Annotated in this window: 15 protein-coding genes and 1 tRNA gene; 10 read left to right on the forward strand and 6 right to left on the reverse strand. The window is 64.8% G+C overall.

The features are described 5' to 3' along the window. Window positions 1-30 precede the first annotated feature (30 nt). A complete protein-coding gene (locus ACZY1G_RS06860; RefSeq protein WP_463815347.1) occupies window positions 31-1,491 on the forward strand; it encodes an FAD-dependent oxidoreductase in 1,461 nt (486 codons plus the stop codon). 162 nt (window positions 1,492-1,653) lie between these two features. Further along, complete coding sequence (locus ACZY1G_RS06865; protein ID WP_463821955.1) at window positions 1,654-2,052, forward strand: hypothetical protein; 399 nt, start codon at window positions 1,654-1,656, stop codon at window positions 2,050-2,052. Window positions 2,053-2,157: 105 nt separating this feature from the next. Here the strand turns inward: ACZY1G_RS06865 and ACZY1G_RS06870 are convergent, their stop codons facing one another. Beyond that, the gene (locus ACZY1G_RS06870) at window positions 2,158-3,432 is read right to left on the reverse strand and encodes an MFS transporter (protein WP_463815345.1); all 1,275 of its coding nucleotides are present in this window, start codon (window positions 3,430-3,432) and stop codon (window positions 2,158-2,160) included. A gap of 252 nt (window positions 3,433-3,684) precedes the next feature. Between ACZY1G_RS06870 and ACZY1G_RS06875 the strand changes: the two genes are divergently transcribed. Beyond that, window positions 3,685-4,002: a WhiB family transcriptional regulator gene (locus tag ACZY1G_RS06875; protein WP_463821956.1), complete on the forward strand. Its 318-nt coding sequence runs from the start codon at window positions 3,685-3,687 to the stop codon at window positions 4,000-4,002. A 79-nt stretch (window positions 4,003-4,081) separates the two neighbouring features. Continuing rightward, complete coding sequence (locus ACZY1G_RS06880; RefSeq protein WP_463821957.1) at window positions 4,082-5,512, forward strand: alpha/beta hydrolase; 1,431 nt, start codon at window positions 4,082-4,084, stop codon at window positions 5,510-5,512. A 20-nt stretch (window positions 5,513-5,532) separates the two neighbouring features. Here ACZY1G_RS06880 and ACZY1G_RS06885 read toward each other — a convergent pair whose 3' ends face one another. Then, window positions 5,533-6,897, reverse strand: a complete 1,365-nt coding sequence (locus ACZY1G_RS06885; protein WP_463821958.1) for an MFS transporter — start codon at window positions 6,895-6,897, stop codon at window positions 5,533-5,535. Between the two features lie 50 nt (window positions 6,898-6,947). Between ACZY1G_RS06885 and ACZY1G_RS06890 the strand changes: the two genes are divergently transcribed. Beyond that, on the forward strand, window positions 6,948-8,069 hold the full coding sequence (locus ACZY1G_RS06890) for an FAD-binding domain-containing protein (RefSeq protein WP_463821959.1): 1,122 nt from the start codon (window positions 6,948-6,950) through the stop codon (window positions 8,067-8,069). Here ACZY1G_RS06890 and cynS read toward each other — a convergent pair. The 3 genes from cynS to ACZY1G_RS06905 form a co-directional block, all read right to left on the reverse strand. Then, the gene (gene cynS, locus ACZY1G_RS06895; protein ID WP_463821960.1) at window positions 8,057-8,506 is read right to left on the reverse strand and encodes a cyanase; all 450 of its coding nucleotides are present in this window, start codon (window positions 8,504-8,506) and stop codon (window positions 8,057-8,059) included. The genes ACZY1G_RS06890 and cynS overlap by 13 nt on opposite strands. 197 nt (window positions 8,507-8,703) lie before the next feature. Beyond that, window positions 8,704-9,504 (reverse strand): M15 family metallopeptidase, encoded by an 801-nt coding sequence (locus ACZY1G_RS06900; protein ID WP_463821961.1) that lies wholly within the window; start codon window positions 9,502-9,504, stop codon window positions 8,704-8,706. Window positions 9,505-10,911: 1,407 nt separating this feature from the next. Further along, window positions 10,912-11,982 carry a hypothetical protein gene (locus ACZY1G_RS06905; protein WP_463821962.1) on the reverse strand — a complete coding sequence of 357 codons (1,071 nt, stop codon included), beginning with the start codon at window positions 11,980-11,982 and terminating at the stop codon, window positions 10,912-10,914. A gap of 497 nt (window positions 11,983-12,479) precedes the next feature. On the opposite strand from ACZY1G_RS06905, the gene ACZY1G_RS06910 reads away from it, so the two are divergent. Beyond that, entirely contained in the window at window positions 12,480-13,487 is a 1,008-nt protein-coding gene (locus ACZY1G_RS06910) for a restriction endonuclease (RefSeq protein WP_463821963.1), read from the forward strand. 158 nt (window positions 13,488-13,645) lie between these two features. Further along, a complete protein-coding gene (locus ACZY1G_RS06915; RefSeq protein ID WP_463821964.1) occupies window positions 13,646-14,527 on the forward strand; it encodes a hypothetical protein in 882 nt (293 codons plus the stop codon). Window positions 14,528-14,870: 343 nt separating this feature from the next. Here the strand turns inward: ACZY1G_RS06915 and ACZY1G_RS06920 are convergent. Beyond that, window positions 14,871-14,944 (reverse strand) — tRNA-Leu (locus tag ACZY1G_RS06920). Window positions 14,945-15,014: 70 nt separating this feature from the next. On the opposite strand from ACZY1G_RS06920, the gene ACZY1G_RS06925 reads away from it, so the two are divergent. From ACZY1G_RS06925 to ACZY1G_RS06935, 3 genes are all read left to right on the forward strand, one after another. Then, on the forward strand, window positions 15,015-15,626 hold the full coding sequence (locus ACZY1G_RS06925; protein WP_463821965.1) for a TetR/AcrR family transcriptional regulator: 612 nt from the start codon (window positions 15,015-15,017) through the stop codon (window positions 15,624-15,626). A gap of 84 nt (window positions 15,627-15,710) precedes the next feature. After that, a complete protein-coding gene (locus ACZY1G_RS06930) occupies window positions 15,711-17,267 on the forward strand; it encodes an MFS transporter (RefSeq protein WP_463821966.1) in 1,557 nt (518 codons plus the stop codon). Continuing rightward, entirely contained in the window at window positions 17,264-18,052 is a 789-nt protein-coding gene (locus tag ACZY1G_RS06935; RefSeq protein WP_463821967.1) for an SDR family NAD(P)-dependent oxidoreductase, read from the forward strand. Before ACZY1G_RS06930 ends, ACZY1G_RS06935 begins: the two co-directional genes overlap by 4 nt. The last annotated feature ends 47 nt before the right edge of the window (window positions 18,053-18,099 follow it).

The raw sequence follows: 18,099 nt of genomic DNA on the forward strand, positions 1-18,099 counted from the left end.
GCAGGTGACGCGGTGACTGACGACTCGAGGGTGAGCGACTCAGCAGAGACCGAGAGCTGCGACCTGTGCATCGTCGGAGCAGGTCTGGCCGGGATGAACGCACTCGCGGTGGCGTCCGAATACCTGGGCCGCGGGCAGCGGGTGATCCTCGTCGACCGGCGCCAACGCGTCGGCGGCATGTGGGTGGACGCCTACCCGTACGTCCGCCTGCACCAACCACACCCCTGGTTCACCGCCGGCGACATCGGGTGGGCCCAGGGCCATGACCGCAGCCATCTCGCCACGCGCTCCGAGGTGCTCGACCACTTCGCCCACTGCTTGGATGTCGTTCGGCGGCAGGTCACGGTCGACACCCTCTTCGGCTGGGAGTTTGACGGCTTCACTGAGGCCGACGGCATGGCCACACTGCATGTGAGTTCCGCAGACGGCCGCACGCGCACGATCACCACACCGCGGCTGATCAACGCGGCCGGCTTCGCCGTCACCCCGAACAACCCGCTGCCCGTTCAGTCCGAGCAGGTGCGCTCGGTCTCGCCGAACTTCTGCGACGTCGACGAGATCGCCTCAGACGGTGCGCCTGTGTGGGTGATCGGCGGCGGAAAGACCGGGATGGACACCGCCCAGGCGCTGCTCGCCGCCGACCCGCGCCGAGAGGTGTCGATGGTCGCCGGATCCGGGACCTACTTTCTCAGCCGCGACGAGACCTTTCCGCGCGGCCGCAAGCGGTGGTGGTCGGGCACCATGGCGAGCGTCTCGGGAGCGCAGATGCTCAGCCACTTCGACGGCACCAACGAGAACGAGGCGAACCGCTGGTTTCGCGACACCTACGGCGTCTGGCCCACCGAGCGCGCCGACACCTACGTGTTGGGCATCATGTCGGGCGAGGAGAGCCGGGCCATCGCGGCGGGTCTGCGAGAGACCGTGATGGACCGCTTCACCGACGTGACCGATGGTCCGGACGGCCCGGTGATGACGTTCGCCCGTGGCCGCAACCGCGGGGTCATGCCCGGCAGCTGGATCATCAACTGCACAGGCTACGTCCTACGCGACGCGGGGCCTTATCAGCCGTACCTCTCTCCCGGCGGGTCGGTGCTGTCCATTCAACCCCGTTCGGCAACAATGCATTTGACGTCATTCATGGCGTACTTCATGACGCACATGCTCTACCGCGACCGGCTGGTGGACGCTCCGCTGTATGAGATGGACGCCATCGACCTACGGGCGAAATCGAAGGTCATCCTGCCGTTCGGCATCCTGTGCCTCTCGCAGTACAACCTCAGCGTGATGTTCGAGTGCTTGCCGAATTCGGTATTCCTGCGGTGTGGGTCCAACGTCGATTCCTGGTATCCGCTGACCCGCCGGTTGCGGGGATCTGTGACCTTCCTGCTGCGGCACCGCCGCGACCGCGACAGCGCGCGCCGGACGCTGGACACGTTGCGCGAGCGCTTCGATCTACGCTGCGGCCCGTTAGCCGCTTCACCTGTTCGGTGAGCGCAAGCCATCAGCTCGGCCGGGCTGCCGCCGAGGCAATCGGCCTCGTGGTGATTTGCTGTGATTGCGGCAAAGTGCCGAACTGACTGCATCGTCGGACGTAGCATCCTGTCGGGCAGTTGTCGGCCGTTGGTCGGGGACGCAATCGAGGGGGATGAGTAGATGTTCGATCGTATGGGGTTTGCCGCAGGCTGCCTACTTGCCGCCGGCGCGCTCGCCGTGTGTGCGCCAACGGCTCTTGCTGACGATCCATCGTGCGATCAGCAGCCGCCAGATCAGCAGCAGCAATGTCAACAGCAGCAGGGGCCGGGTGTTCCGCAGCTGCCGCAGAACCGTGATTCCGGCAACGGCAGTTCCCCACCGCCACAGCAGCCCAATCAACCACCCCAGCAGCCTCCCCAGGCCCCGCAGAACAACCCCCAGCAGAACGGGATTGATCTCTCGGACAAGAACTGCTGGGTGATCAACGGCGTTCCCGTCATGTGGAACCCCGCGCTCGCCACCGGTCCCGGTGACGTCGTCGGATGGTGCCCGCAGGTCTACGGCCTCCAGCCGCATTGAGGACCTTGCTGCCAATTGTCCTTCTCCCCCGGCGGGTGAGTGAGCGACGTCGACACGATGCGAGGACACTTGCCACCAGTGCACCGACTCCGGAGATGACCGGCCTCAGCCGACCGCGGTGGGTTCAGGTGTGACGTCCGAGGTTTCCGGCGGATCGTCGGACGGCGTGCGGGTCTCCGGAACGGCGAGCACCAGCAGGACCAGGGCCGCCACGGCGATTCCCGTTAGTGCCCACATCGCGGCGCCGTACCCGGCGGCGGCGTCGATGGCACCGGCCAGCGTGGGGCTCAGCGCGCCGCCGATCCCCTGCACCATCGTGGCCGCGCCGAACGCGATGTTGTAGCGGCCGCTGCCGCGGGTCAGGTCGGCCACCATGATCGCGAACAACGCGCCCTGCAGGCCGGCGCCGATACCGTCGAGGGCCTGCACGGCGATCACCTCACCCGGGTACTGCGCCAGGATGAACAGCACGCCGCGCACCGGTAGTACCGCAAAGGCCAGCACCATCAACGGTTTTCGTCCCCAGCGATCGCCGCGACGGGCCACCAGCATGGCCATCGGGATCATCACGACCTGCGCGACGATGATCAGCGCGGCCTGGTACAGCGCACCGTTGTTGGCGTCCCCGACGGCCAGCTTCTGACCCGTGATCGGCAGCATGGCGCCGTTGGCGAGCTGCCAGAGCCCCACGACGGCCGCGAGAATGAGCAGTGGGCGATTACGTAGCAGCACAGCAAAACCCGACGGTTTGTCGTCGCCGCCGTCGGTGTCGTCTTTGGGTTTCATCCCGCGGGCCACATCGTGGTTGATCAGGTTCGGTTTGATCATCAGTGTGGAGAGGACCACGAAGATGCCGAACAGGCTGGCCAGCCAGAAGCCCAGCCTCAGGCTGATGAGGTAGCCGGCCAGCCCGGCGACGGCGGAGCCCACCACATTCCCGGCGTGGTTGAACGCCTGCATGCGACCGGTCTGCGCGGCATACCGTTTCGGCCCGACCATGCCCAGCGCGATGGCGGCGATGACGGGACCCAGGACCACCCCGGCTACTCCGGTCAGCAGCTGGGCCGCGGTGACGACCGCGAACGTCGGCTTCAGCGTCACGATGAACGTGCCGAACGACGTCAGCGCGGCGGCCCCGGCCAGGAGGGCCCGCTTGTACTTCGTGGCGTCGATCAGGGCGCCGGCCGGGGCGTTGAGCAGCAACCCGACCGCGCCGCCGAGGGTGAGGATGAAACCGATGTTGGCCGGGTTCCAGGTCTCCTTGTTGATCAGGTAGACCCCGAGGAACGGGCCGAGGCCGGCCTGGACGTCGGCGAGGAAGAAGTTGACGCCGTCGAGCGCCCAGAGCGACCGCGTGAGTTCGGGACTGTCGGAGGTCACACCGGATCCCCGGTCAAGGTGCAGGAGCCGTAGCGCCGGGTGGTCACGCAAGTGATGTTGACCGCGCGGCCTGAAGCCAACCTGAAGAAGCCGGGATATCACCTGTGAGTTTGGCTGACAGTTGCTGTGAATGGGGTTGCGTCGCAAACGGATCTGACACGGGTCGCTGTAACGAGGCAGATGCGGCGACCGACTTCACCTGTGACTGCTGTGGCCAAAGGTGCCGCAGCTCGTGATTCGCGGAGGTCGCTGATGACGCGCCACAGCAGCTATCTGACCTCGTTCGCGCGAACGCACTGCCTCCGGTTACCCCCGCCGACCGAGGACGCGTGGAGCTGGCAGTTGCAGGGAAGGTGCCTCGGATATCCGGCAGAGGTGTTCTTTCCGGAGGACTCGTCACGGGCGGTGGTCCACAGAAAAGAGAAGGCCGCCAAGGTGATCTGTCGCCAGTGCCCGGTCCTCCAACAATGTCGTGACCACGCGCTGCGGACACCCGAGCAGCACGGAGTGTGGGGCGCGATGACTGCCGGTGAGCGTGCACGTCACCTTCTCCACCGGTCCGCTGTCTGAGCGACCGCGAGCGGGCACAGGCACGGCCTACCGCGGAGCATTCTGGCAAGTGCACAGCTAGCGTCGCCACGATAGAGGGATGCCGCCGCCGACGCCGACGCCGCCACCACCCTTGCCGCAGCTCCCGGCTCCCGACTTTCACGAATTCCAGCGAGGGATCTCGCTGCTCGGCGGCTGGTTCCCGCTCACCGTCGAGATCGTCGCCGTCGTGGTGTTGATCGCCGTCATCGGCTGGCGGACCCGACGGTGGCGGGTGATCTGGGTGCCGATCTCGATCATCGTCGGGATCCTCGTCGCGCTGGCGGCCCGCACCTACATGAATTCCGAGGGGCTGGCCTCGGACCCCGCACCGTTCGTGCTGTGGGTGTGGACGGCGGTGTTCGGGGCGGCGGTCGCGATCGCGGTGCTGGGCTGGCGCAACACCAGATGGTGGCGGCGGGGGCTGTCCGTGCTCGCCGTACCGCTGACGTTGTTGACCGCGGCGATCTCGCTGAACCAGTGGGTCGGCTACTACCCGTCGCTGCAGTCGGCGTGGGGGGCGATCACCGCGGGGCCGCTCCCGCATGAGGTCGACGTCTCGGCGCTTCCTTCCCTACGCAACACCACGCCAGATTCGGGGAAGCTGGTGAAGGTCGACATTCCCGACACGGCAAGCGGTTTCACGCATCGGAGCGAGTACATCTATCTGCCGCCCGCTTGGTTCGCCGGTGACACCCCGCCACGACTGCCGGTGGTCATGATGATCGCCGGAGAGTTCAACACTCCGGCGGACTGGATGCGTAGCGGTAATGTCATGCCGATCCTCGACCAGTTCTCCAGCCAGCACCACGGTCAGATCCCGATCTTCGTGTTCGCCGACGTCGGCGGCAGCTTCAACAACGACACCGAATGCGTCAACGGGCCACGCGGCAACGCCGCCGACCACCTCACCGAAGACGTGCGCCCCTACCTCGTCGCGAACTACGGAGCATCCGACGCCGCGATCAACTGGGCGGTCGTCGGCTGGTCGATGGGCGGCACGTGTGCGGTGGACCTGACCGTGATGCACCCCGATCTGTTCGCGACGTTCGAAGACATTGCGGGCGACCACGGCCCGACCGCGGGTACCAAGCAGCAGACGATCGACCGGCTCTACGGCGGTGACGCCGCGCAGTGGGACGCCTTCGATCCGCGCACGGTGATGGCCGCGCACGGCCCCTACACCGATGTCGCGGGCTGGTTCGAGGACACCGTTGCACCGGCGAACGCCGACCAACTGATGAAGAACGCCGGGCTGCACCGGCCACAGTCGAATTCCCCATCGGGATTCGGCGGCCATGACGGTGAACGCGACACCGATGAGTTGGGCGCGGCCGAGGACCTGTGCGCGGCAGGTCAGGCCGTGAAGATCTCATGCTCAGTGCACAAGATCATCAGCTTTCACACCTGGCAGTTCGCCGAGCGGTCGTTCTCCGACGCGCTGCCTTGGCTCGCTGAACGGGTGCAGACGCCTGGAACCACGAATTCGTAACCGGAATTTCGGCGGGGCCGCTAGGGAACGAGTTCGTGAATGTCGTCGAGCGAGGCGTCGCGCGTCTCGCGCATCACCAGGAGCGCGATACCGGTCAGCGCGGCGGCGCACATCAGGTAGACGCCGACCCACGCCACGCCGTAGGTGGTGGCCAGCCACGTCGCGACGAACGGTGCGATCGCCGCGCCCAGGATGCTGGAGACGTTGTAGGCGACGCCCGACCCGGTGTAGCGCACATTGGTCGGAAAGAGTTCGGGCAGCACGGCACTCATCGGCCCGAACGTGAGTCCCATCAGCGTCATGCCGATGATCAGGAACGCCAGGGTCGAGGTGGTCGTCGCCGACGCCGGGTTGAGCAGCAGCCCAAAGGTGGTGCCGTAGATCATGATCGCCACCGTGATCACCAGCAGCGTCACCCGGCGGCCGAACTTGTCGGCGAGCAGCCCGGTGACCGGGAGCATCGCCGCGAAGAAGAGCACCGAGATCAGCTGCAGCTGGAGGAATTCGAGGTACGGAATGCCCAATCCCCCACCGGTGGGGGTCTTCTTGCCGGTGCCGAAGCTCAGTGCCCACGTCGTGACGACGTAGAACAGCGTGTAGGTGGCCAGCATGACGAACGTGCCGATGATCAGTTGACGCCAGTGGTTGCGGAACACCTCGGCCAGCGGTGCGCGCACCCGCTCGCCGCGGGCGATCGCGCGGGCGAACACGGGGGTCTCGGTCAGCCGCAACCGCACGTAGAGCCCGATGGCCACCATCACCGCGCTGAGCAGGAAGGGGATGCGCCAGCCCCATGTGAGGAATGCGCCGTCCAGGTCGGGGCTGGCGGTGTTGAAGCCCAGCCACAGCACCAGGATGAGGAAGACGCCGTTGGCCAGCAGGAATCCGAACGGGGCGCCGAGCTGCGGCCACATCGCCGCCCACGCGCGCTTGCCGGGTTTGGCGGTCTCGGTGGCCAGCAGCGCCGCGCCGCTCCATTCACCGCCCAGCGCCAGGCCCTGGCTGAATCGCATGATCGCCAGCAACGCCGGGGCGAGCAGCCCTACCTGGTGGTAGGTGGGCAGCACGCCGATGAGGAAGGTCGCGATGCCCATCACCAGCAGCGAGGCCACCAGCGTGGTCTTGCGTCCGATCCGATCACCGAAGTGTCCGAACAAGATCGACCCGAGGGGACGCGCCACGAACGCGAGGCCGAAGGTCGCCAGTGATGCGAGCAGCGCCGTCGTCGGGTCGCCCTTGGGGAAGAAGAGATGCGGGAAGACCACGACCGCGGCGGTGGCGTAGGCGTAGAAGTCGTAGAACTCGATCGTGGTGCCCACCATCGAGGCGACGACGATCCGCCCGCGGGGCACGCCGTCGACCAAGTCCGGTTCGCGTGTGGTCATGGGTGAACATCCTTGCATTCGCCGCGCGTGACCGGAGCGTGTCCGGGCCCGTGGCTACCCTCGGCGAAGTGGAGTCGTTCGCGGTGTCTCGGCAGGACGTGCTGGAGCGGGTGTCGCGAATCGATGCCGCGCGCTATGCGCGGACGCGCAATTTCACCGACGGCGGCACGCAGCTCTCGCCCTACCTGACCCGTGGATTGGTGACGTTGCCCGAGGTGCGCGAGCTGATCCTCGAGCGGCACACGCCGGCGCAGGCGTACAAGTTCGTCTTCGAGTTGGCGTGGCGGGAGTACTGGCAGCGGGAGTGGACGTTCCTCGGTGACCGCATCTTCACCGACGTCAAGCGGCCACAGCACCCCGTCAGCTCGCGGCGGATACCCCGGGCCGTGCGCGACGGCGACACAGGAATCGACGCGCTCGACGCCGCCGTCGGAACGCTCTACGACACCGGCTACATGCACAACCACGAACGCATGTGGTTGGCGGGCTTGACGTGCAATCTCGGCCGCACCCACTGGTGGGAACCCAGCCTGTGGTTGTACTACCACCTGCTCGACGGCGATCCCGCCAGCAACAGCCTGTCGTGGCAGTGGGTGGCGGGCACCAACAGCCACAAGAAATATGTGCCGGCCCAGCAGAACGTCAACAAGTACTCACCGCTGACGCAGCACGACACCGTCATCGACCACGGCTACGGTGTGCTCGCCGAGATGGCGGTTCCCGACGTCCTCACCGAACGGGTGGAGCTCGACCTCAGGTGGACGCCGCCGCCGAGCGACGAGTCGGTGGTCGACCCGGCCAAGCCCACGGTGCTCTATCACTCGTTCTGGCTGAACGCCGCATGGCGCCAGGACGTCGACGCCAACCGGATCGTCCTGCTGGAACCCAGTTGGTTCGACCGCTTCCCCGTCTCGCCGATGGTCACCGACTACGTGCTCCGCTGCGCGCGGGAGATCCCGGGCGCCTGTGTGGTGGTCGCCGAGTTTGACGACCTCGACCTCGGAGACGACGTCATCTATATGCGACATCCCTCGGTGCCGCACTGGCGCGGCACCGCCGACCAGATGCCGCGGATGTTTCCCGACGTGCCGGAGAAGTCGTACGCGTCGTTCACCAGCTTCTGGAAGCAGTGCGAGCGAACGAGCGGTAGGCATCCGCGTCACCAGCGGTAATCGAGGAATTTTCCGTCCAGGGTGACCACAACACGGTCGCCGTCTGGATCCGCGCGGCGTTTGATGTCGACCTTGAAGTTGATGGCGCTCATGATGCCGTCACCGAACTCCTCATGGATCAGCTCCTTGAGCGCGGGCCCGTAGACAGCGAGCGCCTCGTGGAACCGGTAGATGGTCGGATCGGACATCAGCGCGGGGTCCAGACCACGGCTGGGTTGCAGCTGCAGGCTCTCGGCCACCGCACCGTCGAGGTCGAGCAGCGCGCACACACGCTCGGCTTGAGCAGCCTGCATGGGGTGCTGGCCGAGTAGGGCTGCCACACACCACACCAGTGGCGCGTCGATCTCCGCCGCAATCTCGGACCATTCGAGCTTCTTGCGGATGCGAGCGGCCTTGATCAGTTCTGCGGCCTCACCTTTCGGCATGATTGGGGTCATCGCGCACTCCTATCTGTCATCGACTCGCCAGCGTCGATCACCGTGCCGACGAACTCGTTCGGGCTCATATAGGGCATACAGAAACTTCCGGGAGGACCGCTGCCCGAAGGTTTCCCGGATCGTATTGCCGATTCGCAACAGCGCATGAACAGTCGTGTTGCCGCCACCTCACAGCCCCCAGATTGTGTGAGGGCGCGTCAGCGGGACGGGACGGCTGCCCTTTCGATGGGGAAATCGAAAAATGTGTCGGGGTACGGCTCGTCGGCGAGGGTGAAGTGCCACCACTCGCTGTCGTAGAACTCGAACCCCTGTGCCTCGAGCGAATCCTTGACAAGGAGTCGATTGGACAGTTGCGCGCCCTGAACGCGTGGGTCGAAGGTGTGACTGAGCGTGTCGAAGCAGTCGAAGCCGGTGCCCATGTCGATGCTGTTGTCGGGGAAGCGAACCGCTTGTGGTGCAGCACAATCCACCAGGGGTTGGCCGACGACGTAGGGCGCGGTCGTTGCTGCCGGCAGCCGGACCAACGTCAGGTCGACGGTGCTGCCGCGGCTGTGACCGGATTTGTCGGCGATGTAGCCGTCGGCGAAAAGGGTGGTCTTGTCCACCCGGGGGTAGAACTCGGGCTTCATCCGCTGATCAGGGATGTCCTGGGCCCAAGAGACGAAATCGTTGACGGCGCGCTGGGGCCGGTAGCAGTCGTACACCTTCAGCGAATAGCCCTGCGGCAGCAGGACCTGCTGCGCTCGGGACAGCGCGTCGGCGGCCGCTCGGGTCAGGATGCACAGCGGCTCCGTGTAGCCGGTGACCGGTTCACCCGTGAAATTGTGCGGCGTCGAGTAGCGGATGTCCTGCAGGATCGTCGGGTCGACGTCGGAGAGCACGACGAAATCGGCTGGCGCGGTAGGGCCCTGCGGAGTGCCGGGCTGCGCTGCGGTTGTCGCGGGCGACGCGACGGCGGCGATGACGAGTGCCGAACATATGGCGAGGAAGCGGATCATGAGGCCGGGGTACCCGCGGAGGGGTGGATTCCCTCCGCTGACGACATGTGCTGGTGGGGCGGGCCGGCGCTGCCCACCGTTCGAGCTATCGTCGCTCTCGGAGGCAGGCCCCCGTCCGTGCCCCAGTCGGACTCGAACCGGCGCGAATGCCCGCGGAATCAAGCGTTCGCGACCGACTTCACTTTGCGGTGCTCGTTGCACCGCCAACAGTCGAAGGCCCTGTCTGCGTTCGGCACGTCGTTCTCGGCGCCGCAACGCAGGCACACAAACCGTTGTCGACCAGGTGCCGGAAACGTGTTCGCATGCACCGACGCTGACACGGGCACGCCGCCGTCCTCGCGCTGCGCTGGAAGTGCGAAGCCGGGACCGAGTGGGCCAAGAAAGAAGAACGTCACGGCGAAGAAACCGCCCGCGCTGCGGCCCCGGTGATACGCGATGGCGGCTGCCACGCCAGCGCTGATCAGCCAAATGAGGAGCAAATGATCAGCGGGATTAAGCCCAGCCCTAGCAGGAGCCACCCCGTCCCCTCGCTTTCGCTCACATCGCCTCCCCCGGTTTGCGCCTGAGTATCCGAATTATCGTCGCAGCCCCCACCGACAGCGCCGCGCCGACGCGGCCTTAAATGCCTGCCGATGCGAGGTTCATTGGCGGGGGCTGCCAGGGCGACGGGTTTACGGTGAGCTGTCACAGCTACTCCCCATTCTGGTTCGTGGGCGTAAATACCAGCGCTGCGCGCAGAGCGGCAAACCATCCTTTGCGCCAGGCCCCCAGTCGGACTCGAACCGAAACTTGGCGGATCTGGGAAACCTACAAGCGGCCAATTCGACCTGCAATGAACAATCGATAGATTGGTGAACTACCCAGCTAGAGAGGCGCTCTGGCGACATCAGCTACCGAAGCAGGCGACACCCTTTCAGGGCTAACTCCCTCAGGGATGCACAACGAATGAACAACTGAAGCGCCTCGGATAACCGCTTGCTGTCTGCACGTAGCACGGTCCAAGAAAAGGGGAACTATCACAGCGGTCGCGCCGTAATGCGAATTGCGCGCAGAACGCAATGCCGCAGAGACCAGGGATGCGCAATATCCTGGTGGTAGCGCATGGGATGCGCGCGGGATTACCGCGACCCGAAAGACTGGGCAGATCCGCCCAGTAGCGACGTCCACCGCTGTGCAGCAGCTTCGCTTCTTAACGCAGGTGCCGCCGATGACGACGATTTCCAGAACACGCTTCACCATTTCGGACGCGACAGAGCAGATGGGTAGCTACGGTTCGCCGACGGCATCGGCGTTGCAACCTCATAAAATCTTATGGGCCTCTGTAGACAGCGGCGGAGCTCAGCGTTTTCATGCGCGACATTGTGGATAGACGAGAGTTGGCTTTCAGCAAGCGATGACCGGTAGCTGTCACCTGTTCTTCTTAATCTGCTCGAACATCTCCTCGGCCTGCCTACGGCGCTCGCGGTCGCGCTCACCATCGCGCGGTTCCCGGATGCCTCCTTCACGTGCGCGGACGAGGTCTCGGAAGCCGTAAACCGCCCGCTCAATACGCGGCCATGGGTCAGGCGGCTGGCTGCGGTCTGGTTCGACAATTATCGGAATCTGTACGTCCCGAAGATTCCAAATCAGCTCGATCATCGCCGCGTTGTCTCGTACGAGCGCCTGATCCTCTGTGCTGTCGGGGAACCAGCCTTCGAATGGCCACTGGTTCGTTCCCCAGAAGTCACGCGGAACGTCGACTGCGTATCCGATCTCGCGTGCGAAGTTGGTCGGGAGTGCTCCCACGATTGCTTGAACACGGATCTTGTTTCCCGAACTCGGGTCCACTTGATAGCTGGCCCACGCTTCGGCCAGGTCTATGAGCAGCCGCCTGCACTCGGCGCGGTAGCGATCAGTTGCGGCGCGGTCCGCCGCGTATCGCTCATCCAACTTCGTCCGTTGATTGGCTTCGTACTCGGCGATGCGATCTGGCGTTGGCTGTACGACATCGTTGTGCAGTTGACGCTCGGTCTCGCCCTCCGGGAGCCAGTCCACCTGAATCTCGGTCCCACGACTGGACCATGGGAAGTTGGCACGGAAGCCCTTGGACTGATTCGGTCTGATCGTCGGTCCGTTGGCACCGTCGTGTTGTAGAAACGCTGCGGCAGCGTGCTGCCCGGGGACTACGAGTTTGACGTCAGTAGCGTTGAGCGTTCCTGTGTTCCGCAAAACGTACGAACCGCCATCCGGGTGCAGCACGATCGACCAACCGTATTTCTTCCGATCCTCATTCATCTGGGCGAGTCCGGTGTTGATCGTTGTGGCAGACAGAGAAATCCAGTTCTGCACTAGCGCGACCAAAGCAATCGCACCGACACCTAAGGTCATGTAGTCACGCAGCTCGGCGGAGGTGTACAGCCCCAGCAACAGTGCGATCAGCACGGCGAGCAAGACGATCAGAATCGTTACTAGTCTTCGGTGCTGCTTCGCGAACTCCACTGCGGGGCGTCCCCTTAATTGCTGTTACCGCGTGCACAACGAGCTTATCGACTAGTACCTGCGTTTCGAGGCAGTCCTCCAGTTCAGGATTCGCTTGGTGGCTTAGATGTGCCTAAGGCGAGGCCAAGCCGGAACTACGAAGCGGTAATCCGTTCAGGCGTTGGCTGTGTATCAAAGTACCGGTACACGTGGCGCGAGAGGCCCCGTGCATCTTCGCGATGTCGGTCGCGTTGATGCCCTCCTCCCGCATGCTGCGTGCCTTCGCGGCGTCGGTGTCGTCGACCTTGCGGAGCGCCAACGCTTCGCCTATCAGGAGGGCAAATCTCGCTACGAAGAACGCCGATGTAATGAAGCGGGCGGTGGAGGGCGAGCAGGAGCCGTCTGCGCACAAGCGTCGCGCGGCGCCGCTGCATCGCGTTTGTCCTCGAATGGCACGGCCCGGGTGCGTCGGACAGCCGCCGTAGACTTCCGCTAACAAGATTCCGGGAGGGGCGATCGTGCCGAAACGATCCAACGAGTTCCAGCGCCTGGTTGCGATGCTCACCCAGATGTCCAGTGGCGACGCCATTGTTGGCGAGTCTGTCGAGCTGTTGGAGATCGTGTCCGGCGAGCCGCGTGAAGTCGATGTTGTAGCGGTGGGCAAGGTCGCTGGACACGGGACCATCGTTGGCATCGAATGCCGAGACTGGAAGCGAAAGCAAGACGTCCAATGGGTCGAGCAGGCTGACAACAAGTTCAGGGACCTCGGTGCGAACGTGAAGGTGCTTGTCTCGTCAAGTGGGTTCACGAAGGGTGCGCTTGCGAAGGCTATCCAGTACGGCATCAAGGCGATTACCCCAGGTGATGTCACCTCGGAGTTCGTAGGGCGACTAGTCAATAATGCTGAGCGGCTTGAGTACCACCACTGGGTCTCCCTGACGTTGAAGGCGGAGGCGGTCATTACCCAAGACGGCCTTGAACAACGGCTGGAACTTCCCGGCAACGTCCCGGTTCTACTTGCGGACGGCTCGCAGGCCTCCATGTTCGAGGACTTGGTGAACCACGTCATGCGTAGCCATACGCGGGTGCACGACGACGAGTGGAACGAGATATTTCGGAAGGGCGAGGAGACCTACGGCAAGGGCAAGGTGAAGTACGTCGCCACCGGCGATGGTCCGCAGCCGCTGTTCGACGGTCAGAAGGTCTACCTGGAGGGCGTCTCGTACAAGACTGGCGAGAAGGAACTATTCGAGATCGCCAACGTGATCGTCGAATTCGAGACGCATCGGACCATTGCGGACGTACCCCTGACGCATGGTGAGTACGACGGCAGCTACTTCGCAACCGGCACCGCTGCAATCGGTGAAGGCAACACGTTGCAGCTAGCGTCCAGGGAAACCGCCGACGGTGAGTTCGACTTGATGGGTCGGATAGACGGTACGGTCGGCTCTCTTGCGCCGCTGCTCACGGTCACCACCGATGCGGGTGGAACGGAGCCACCGAAGCCGCAGAAGCTTGTCGACTGAGATGACCAAGGACGTTGGTCCGCCGGAGGTCACGAGCACCGCCAAGCAGACTAAAAAGCGGTCGAGCCGCTCGGCAAACAGCTTCCGGCTTTTGAGGCTATTGTAAAGTACGTGAGGCTATGCGTAGACTGATATCCTGAAGGCGACAGGAGGTCAGGATGAGTGATCAGCCATCTACAGTCACGGTAGCGCCGAAGAAGCGCGGTATCGGTTTTCCGCAGCTCGCATTAGAACCGTCGGTCGAGGCGATTCTCGCTATGGGCCAGCACGGCGCGGACCATAGTCAAGATGCCGCTGCCGCTTACATGGGTCACTCCACTACGAATAGTGGAGCCTTTCGCAATAAGCTGGCGGCGTTGCGGGACTGGGGTCTGATTGTCCGCGGCGAGAAGGATCGCGTAGTACTAAGCGAGCTCGCGAGAGAACTGGTCTTGGCGGGGGCAGCCAACGAAGAAACGCGACCGCTTCTGTTGGAGGCGTTCAGGTCTTGCCGGGTCTTCGATCAGCTCTACGAAGACAGCGCGAAGAGCATCCCTCAAGAGTTGCAGCGGTTCAGGACCGTAGTGGTCATGCGGCACGGGGTAGCCACCGACCAGGCCGACAAATTTCTCGACTCTTTCGTCGAAAGTGCAGTCTTCGCGGGATTGGCGACTGTCGAAGGGAATCAAGTCACGCTTCTCCCTCGCAGCGAAAGCGTTCCCGTCCCAAGTGAACCGCCGTCAGAGCGGCCTGACGTCTACGCGGCCTTCAGGGTGCCTGATGCGAAGCCGCCGATTCCCCCGCTGGAACAATTGGAGCGTGAGGCCGCAATTGCCGAGGCCGCTCTAACTCCCCAGCGGCTGGGCACCCCTACAGCGTTACGGCAAAGCTGGCCTATCGACGGCGGCGAGATCGAGTTTATCATCAGAACCCCGAAGGCGCTGCCGCCCACCATTTACGCCATGGTCGCAGAGATGGCCGAGGTCGCGGCGAAGATGGAAGCCCTGCTGAAACCCGCAACTGTCGACGCGTTCGCGGCAGCGCCGGTCGGCGACGACTAAGTCCAGGAAACAAGAGACTAGTGGAGGCCGCGATGTGGCTGGGGTTGGCAGCGGCAGCTGTGCCGGTGACGGCTGGTCTCTGCTTCCTCGCTTACCTCGCGTTCATGTCGTTCGTAGTGATCAAAACCGGCAGCACGGAGGGGTTGAAAGACGTGGCTACGGCTATGCGCGCCTACAAGGTTCCGCTACTCAGCCGCACCGGCAAGCGACCCACCATCGAGAGCAGAGGCGCAGGTTAGCTAGCGGCGGGCATCGCCGCCTGGCCACCGGGATTTCACCGGGTTTTTCGGTCCGCCGAGCGAGCGCCTCGCAAAGAAATAGCCTCTCAGCAGGACAAATAGAGTGCCCCCAGTCGGACTCGAACCGACACTGTGCGGATTTTAAGTCCGCTGCCTCTGCCAATTGGGCTATGGGGGCGTATGCCTTCAGAACATACTTCAGGCCGCCTTTGGCCTTGATGGCGCGCTCCGATGTAAGACTGGTCAACATGGCGGCGAGCTCGTATCACCACGGCAATCTGCGTCAGGCCTTGCTCGAGCAGGCCGTCGAACTCGCCCGCGTCGGCGGCCCCGACGCCGTCGTCATGCGCGACGTCCAGCGCGCCGTCGGTGTGAGTAATGCTGCGGCATACCGGCATTACTCCGACCGTCACGCACTTCTCGCCGCCGTCAAGGAGTACGCGATGGGCCTTCTCGGCGACGAGATGCTAAACGCGCTATCCCAAGTACCCAATCGCGGACCCCGCGGTCCCCGCGCCCTGGCCCGGCTGCGCGCGACCGGTCAGGCCTATGTCGATTTCGCGCTCGCCGAACCGGGCCTGTTCCGCGCCGCGTTCACCCCCGGCGGGCCGACCCGCACCGACGACGTCATCCCAATGAGTCGCCATCCATTCCGCATCCTCAGCGGCTGCATCGACGACCTCGTGACTGTCGGCCTCCTCGACGAGCGCAAGCGCGACGGGCTGGACGAAGCCGCGTGGGCCTCGGTTCACGGCCTCTCCGTCCTCTATCTCGACGGACCGTTGGCGACGACCGACGACGCACGCAAGAACGTGATCACCGACCGCCTGCTCGAAGTCATCGGGGCGGGCCTCCGCTAGCCACCCACCGCTTGATGTTGACATCGATAACTTCCACTGCCATGCTCGACAAAGTTATCCGCGTCAACATAAGGCGGCTCTTCCATGGCTTCTCACACGCTGGACCGTTCCACGGCCTCCCACCGGTTGAAACGTGTCCGACCCGGCGCAGTGCTGGCGGTCGTCCTCGTCGCCGCTCTGGCGATCAACATCGAGACCACCATCGTCAATGTCGCTCTCCCCACGCTGAATTCGTCCCTCGACGCATCAACGCGCGGCCTTCAGTGGATCGTCGACGCCTACAACCTGGCGTTCGCAGCACTGGTCCTGGCCGGGGGCACCATCGGCGACAAATTCGGCCGCCGCCGCACGCTGATCGCCGGCCTCGTCCTCTTCGCGGTAGCTAGCATCGGCGCGGCACTGTGCACCACCACCAGCGAACTCATCGCGATGCGGGTGGTGATGGGCGTGGCCTCGGCGATGATCTACCCCACCACGCTGGCGATCATCACCGACACCTTCCGCGACCCCCGCCAACGCGCTGCAGCGATCGGGCTGTGGGGCGCCGTCACCGGCCTCGGCGTGGCCATCGGCCCGATCCTCGGCGGCGCTCTGCTCGAAGTGTTCTGGTGGGGCAGCCTGTTCCTCGCGCTCGCCCCGATCGCTCTCGCAGCGGCCGTCGCAGCGCCCCTCGTGATCCCCGCCGCGAAAGCTGACGCGTCGTCGCGCCTCGATCGCGGCGGACTGCTCCTGTCCGTTGTCATGCTCGCTGCACTCGTCTACACGATCATCGAGGCACCCGAGCGTGGCTGGACCTCGCTTCCGACTCTCGCCGGCTTCGCCGTGGCCATCCTCGCTGCCATCGCCTTCACAATCTGGGAGCGCCGCCAAACCGAACCGCTCATCGACGTCAGCCTTTTCACCAACCTGCGCTTCAGCGCGGCCAGCGGAGCGGTCACCGTGACGTTCTTCGCACTGTTCGGCTTCATCTTCCTGATCACACAGTTCATGCAACTGCTGCAGGGCTTCGGCCCGCTGGAGACCGGCGTACGGATACTGCCGGTGGCGCTGTCGATCGCCGTCGGTTCGGTGCTCGGCACCCGGCTCGCCGTCGGCCGCATCGGCACCAAAGTCATTGTGGCGCTGGGCCTGGTCCTGATGGCCGCATCGTTCGCCTGGATCAGCGCCGCCGACCTGAGTATTGGCTATCCGGAGATGGCAGCCCAGATGCTGCTTCTCGGCGGCGGACTCGGCCTGACCAGTGCGCCGGCGACCGAGTCCATCATGGGTGTCGTACGTCCCGAGCAGGCCGGCGCCGGGTCGGCCGTCAACGACGCGACCCGCCAGGTGGGAGGCACCCTCGGTGTCGCCGTGCTCGGCAGCATTTTCTCGACGCTGTACCTCACCCGACTGAATGACGCTGCGGCCGTGCAGATATTGCCGGAACCCATCCGCGCCATTGCCGGAGAAGGCCTCGCGCAAGGCCTTGCTGTCGCGGCGCAGTCCCCCGCGCCGGTCGCCGGCCCCGTTCGCGGCGCCGTCGCCGACGCATTCCTGTCCGGCCTGAGCGCGGGGTGCCTCACCGCGAGCGGGGTGTGCCTCGCGGGAGCACTCTTCGTGATTCTCGCCCTCCCCTCGCATCCGCTGAAGGAGCGGTCATGAGCCGCATCGAGAAGTACGGACCGTGGGCGGTCGTGACGGGAGCCAGCGATGGCATCGGCCGCGCGATGGCGCACCGCCTCGCCCGCGAGGGCATCCACCTCGTGCTCGCCGCGCGGCACATCGAGAGGCTGCGCGGCGTGGCCGACGAGCTCGGAGCCCAGCACGGCATCCAGACACGGATCGTGGCCGTCGATCTCGGAGATCCCGCCGGCGTCGCCGAGCTCGAAGAGTCCGTCGACGGACTCGATATCGGATTGACTGTTCTGGCAGCAGGTTTTGGCACGACCGGACAGCTCGCTGACGCGGACTCCGCCGCCGAAGACGACATGATCGCCGTCAACGTCTGTGCGGTGGCTGAACTCTCGCGGTTCTTCGCCGCCCGGATGGTCGAGTGCGGACGAGGCGGCATCGTGCTGTTCGGTTCGATCCTGGGATGGCAGGGGGTACCTGGACAGGCCAACTACGCGGCGACGAAAGCGTACGTGCAAGCACTCGCCGAGGGCCTGCACGCCGAGCTCGCCCCGCACGGTGTCGATGTCCTGTCGGTCGCGCCGGGTCCGGTACACACCGGATTTGCAGCACGTGCCGGCATGACGATGTCGTCGGCCACGTCACCCGACGTCGTCGCGGCCGCGGCCCTGGCCGCGCTCGGCCGCCGCGCCACTGTCATCCCGGGTGCCCGAGCGAAATTCCTGACGTGGTCGCTCGCGTTCCTTCCGCGAGTCTGGCGGACGAGGATCCTCGGGCGGGTGACGGCGTCGATGCGGACGTCAGTCCCGGCCTGATCCAGCACGCCGCCAGAACGCCAACGAGGGCCACCGCCGACTGCCGC

This window comes from Mycobacterium sp. IDUB_5, from assembly GCF_055419565.1.

Excerpts from the sequence above, each read along its gene's own strand:
- ACZY1G_RS06885 (WP_463821958.1), bottom strand. The coding sequence starts at position 6,897 with ATGACCACACGCGAACCGGACTTGGTCGACGGCGTGCCCCGCGGGCGG.
- ACZY1G_RS06880 (WP_463821957.1), top strand. The coding sequence starts at position 4,082 with ATGCCGCCGCCGACGCCGACGCCGCCACCACCCTTGCCGCAGCTCCCG.
- ACZY1G_RS06900 (WP_463821961.1), bottom strand. The coding sequence starts at position 9,504 with ATGATCCGCTTCCTCGCCATATGTTCGGCACTCGTCATCGCCGCCGTC.
- ACZY1G_RS06930 (WP_463821966.1), top strand. The coding sequence starts at position 15,711 with ATGGCTTCTCACACGCTGGACCGTTCCACGGCCTCCCACCGGTTGAAA.
- ACZY1G_RS06875 (WP_463821956.1), top strand. The coding sequence starts at position 3,685 with ATGACGCGCCACAGCAGCTATCTGACCTCGTTCGCGCGAACGCACTGC.
- ACZY1G_RS06865 (WP_463821955.1), top strand. The coding sequence starts at position 1,654 with ATGTTCGATCGTATGGGGTTTGCCGCAGGCTGCCTACTTGCCGCCGGC.
- ACZY1G_RS06925 (WP_463821965.1), top strand. The coding sequence starts at position 15,015 with ATGGCGGCGAGCTCGTATCACCACGGCAATCTGCGTCAGGCCTTGCTC.
- ACZY1G_RS06915 (WP_463821964.1), top strand. The coding sequence starts at position 13,646 with ATGAGTGATCAGCCATCTACAGTCACGGTAGCGCCGAAGAAGCGCGGT.
- cynS (WP_463821960.1), bottom strand. The coding sequence starts at position 8,506 with ATGACCCCAATCATGCCGAAAGGTGAGGCCGCAGAACTGATCAAGGCC.
- ACZY1G_RS06935 (WP_463821967.1), top strand. The coding sequence starts at position 17,264 with ATGAGCCGCATCGAGAAGTACGGACCGTGGGCGGTCGTGACGGGAGCC.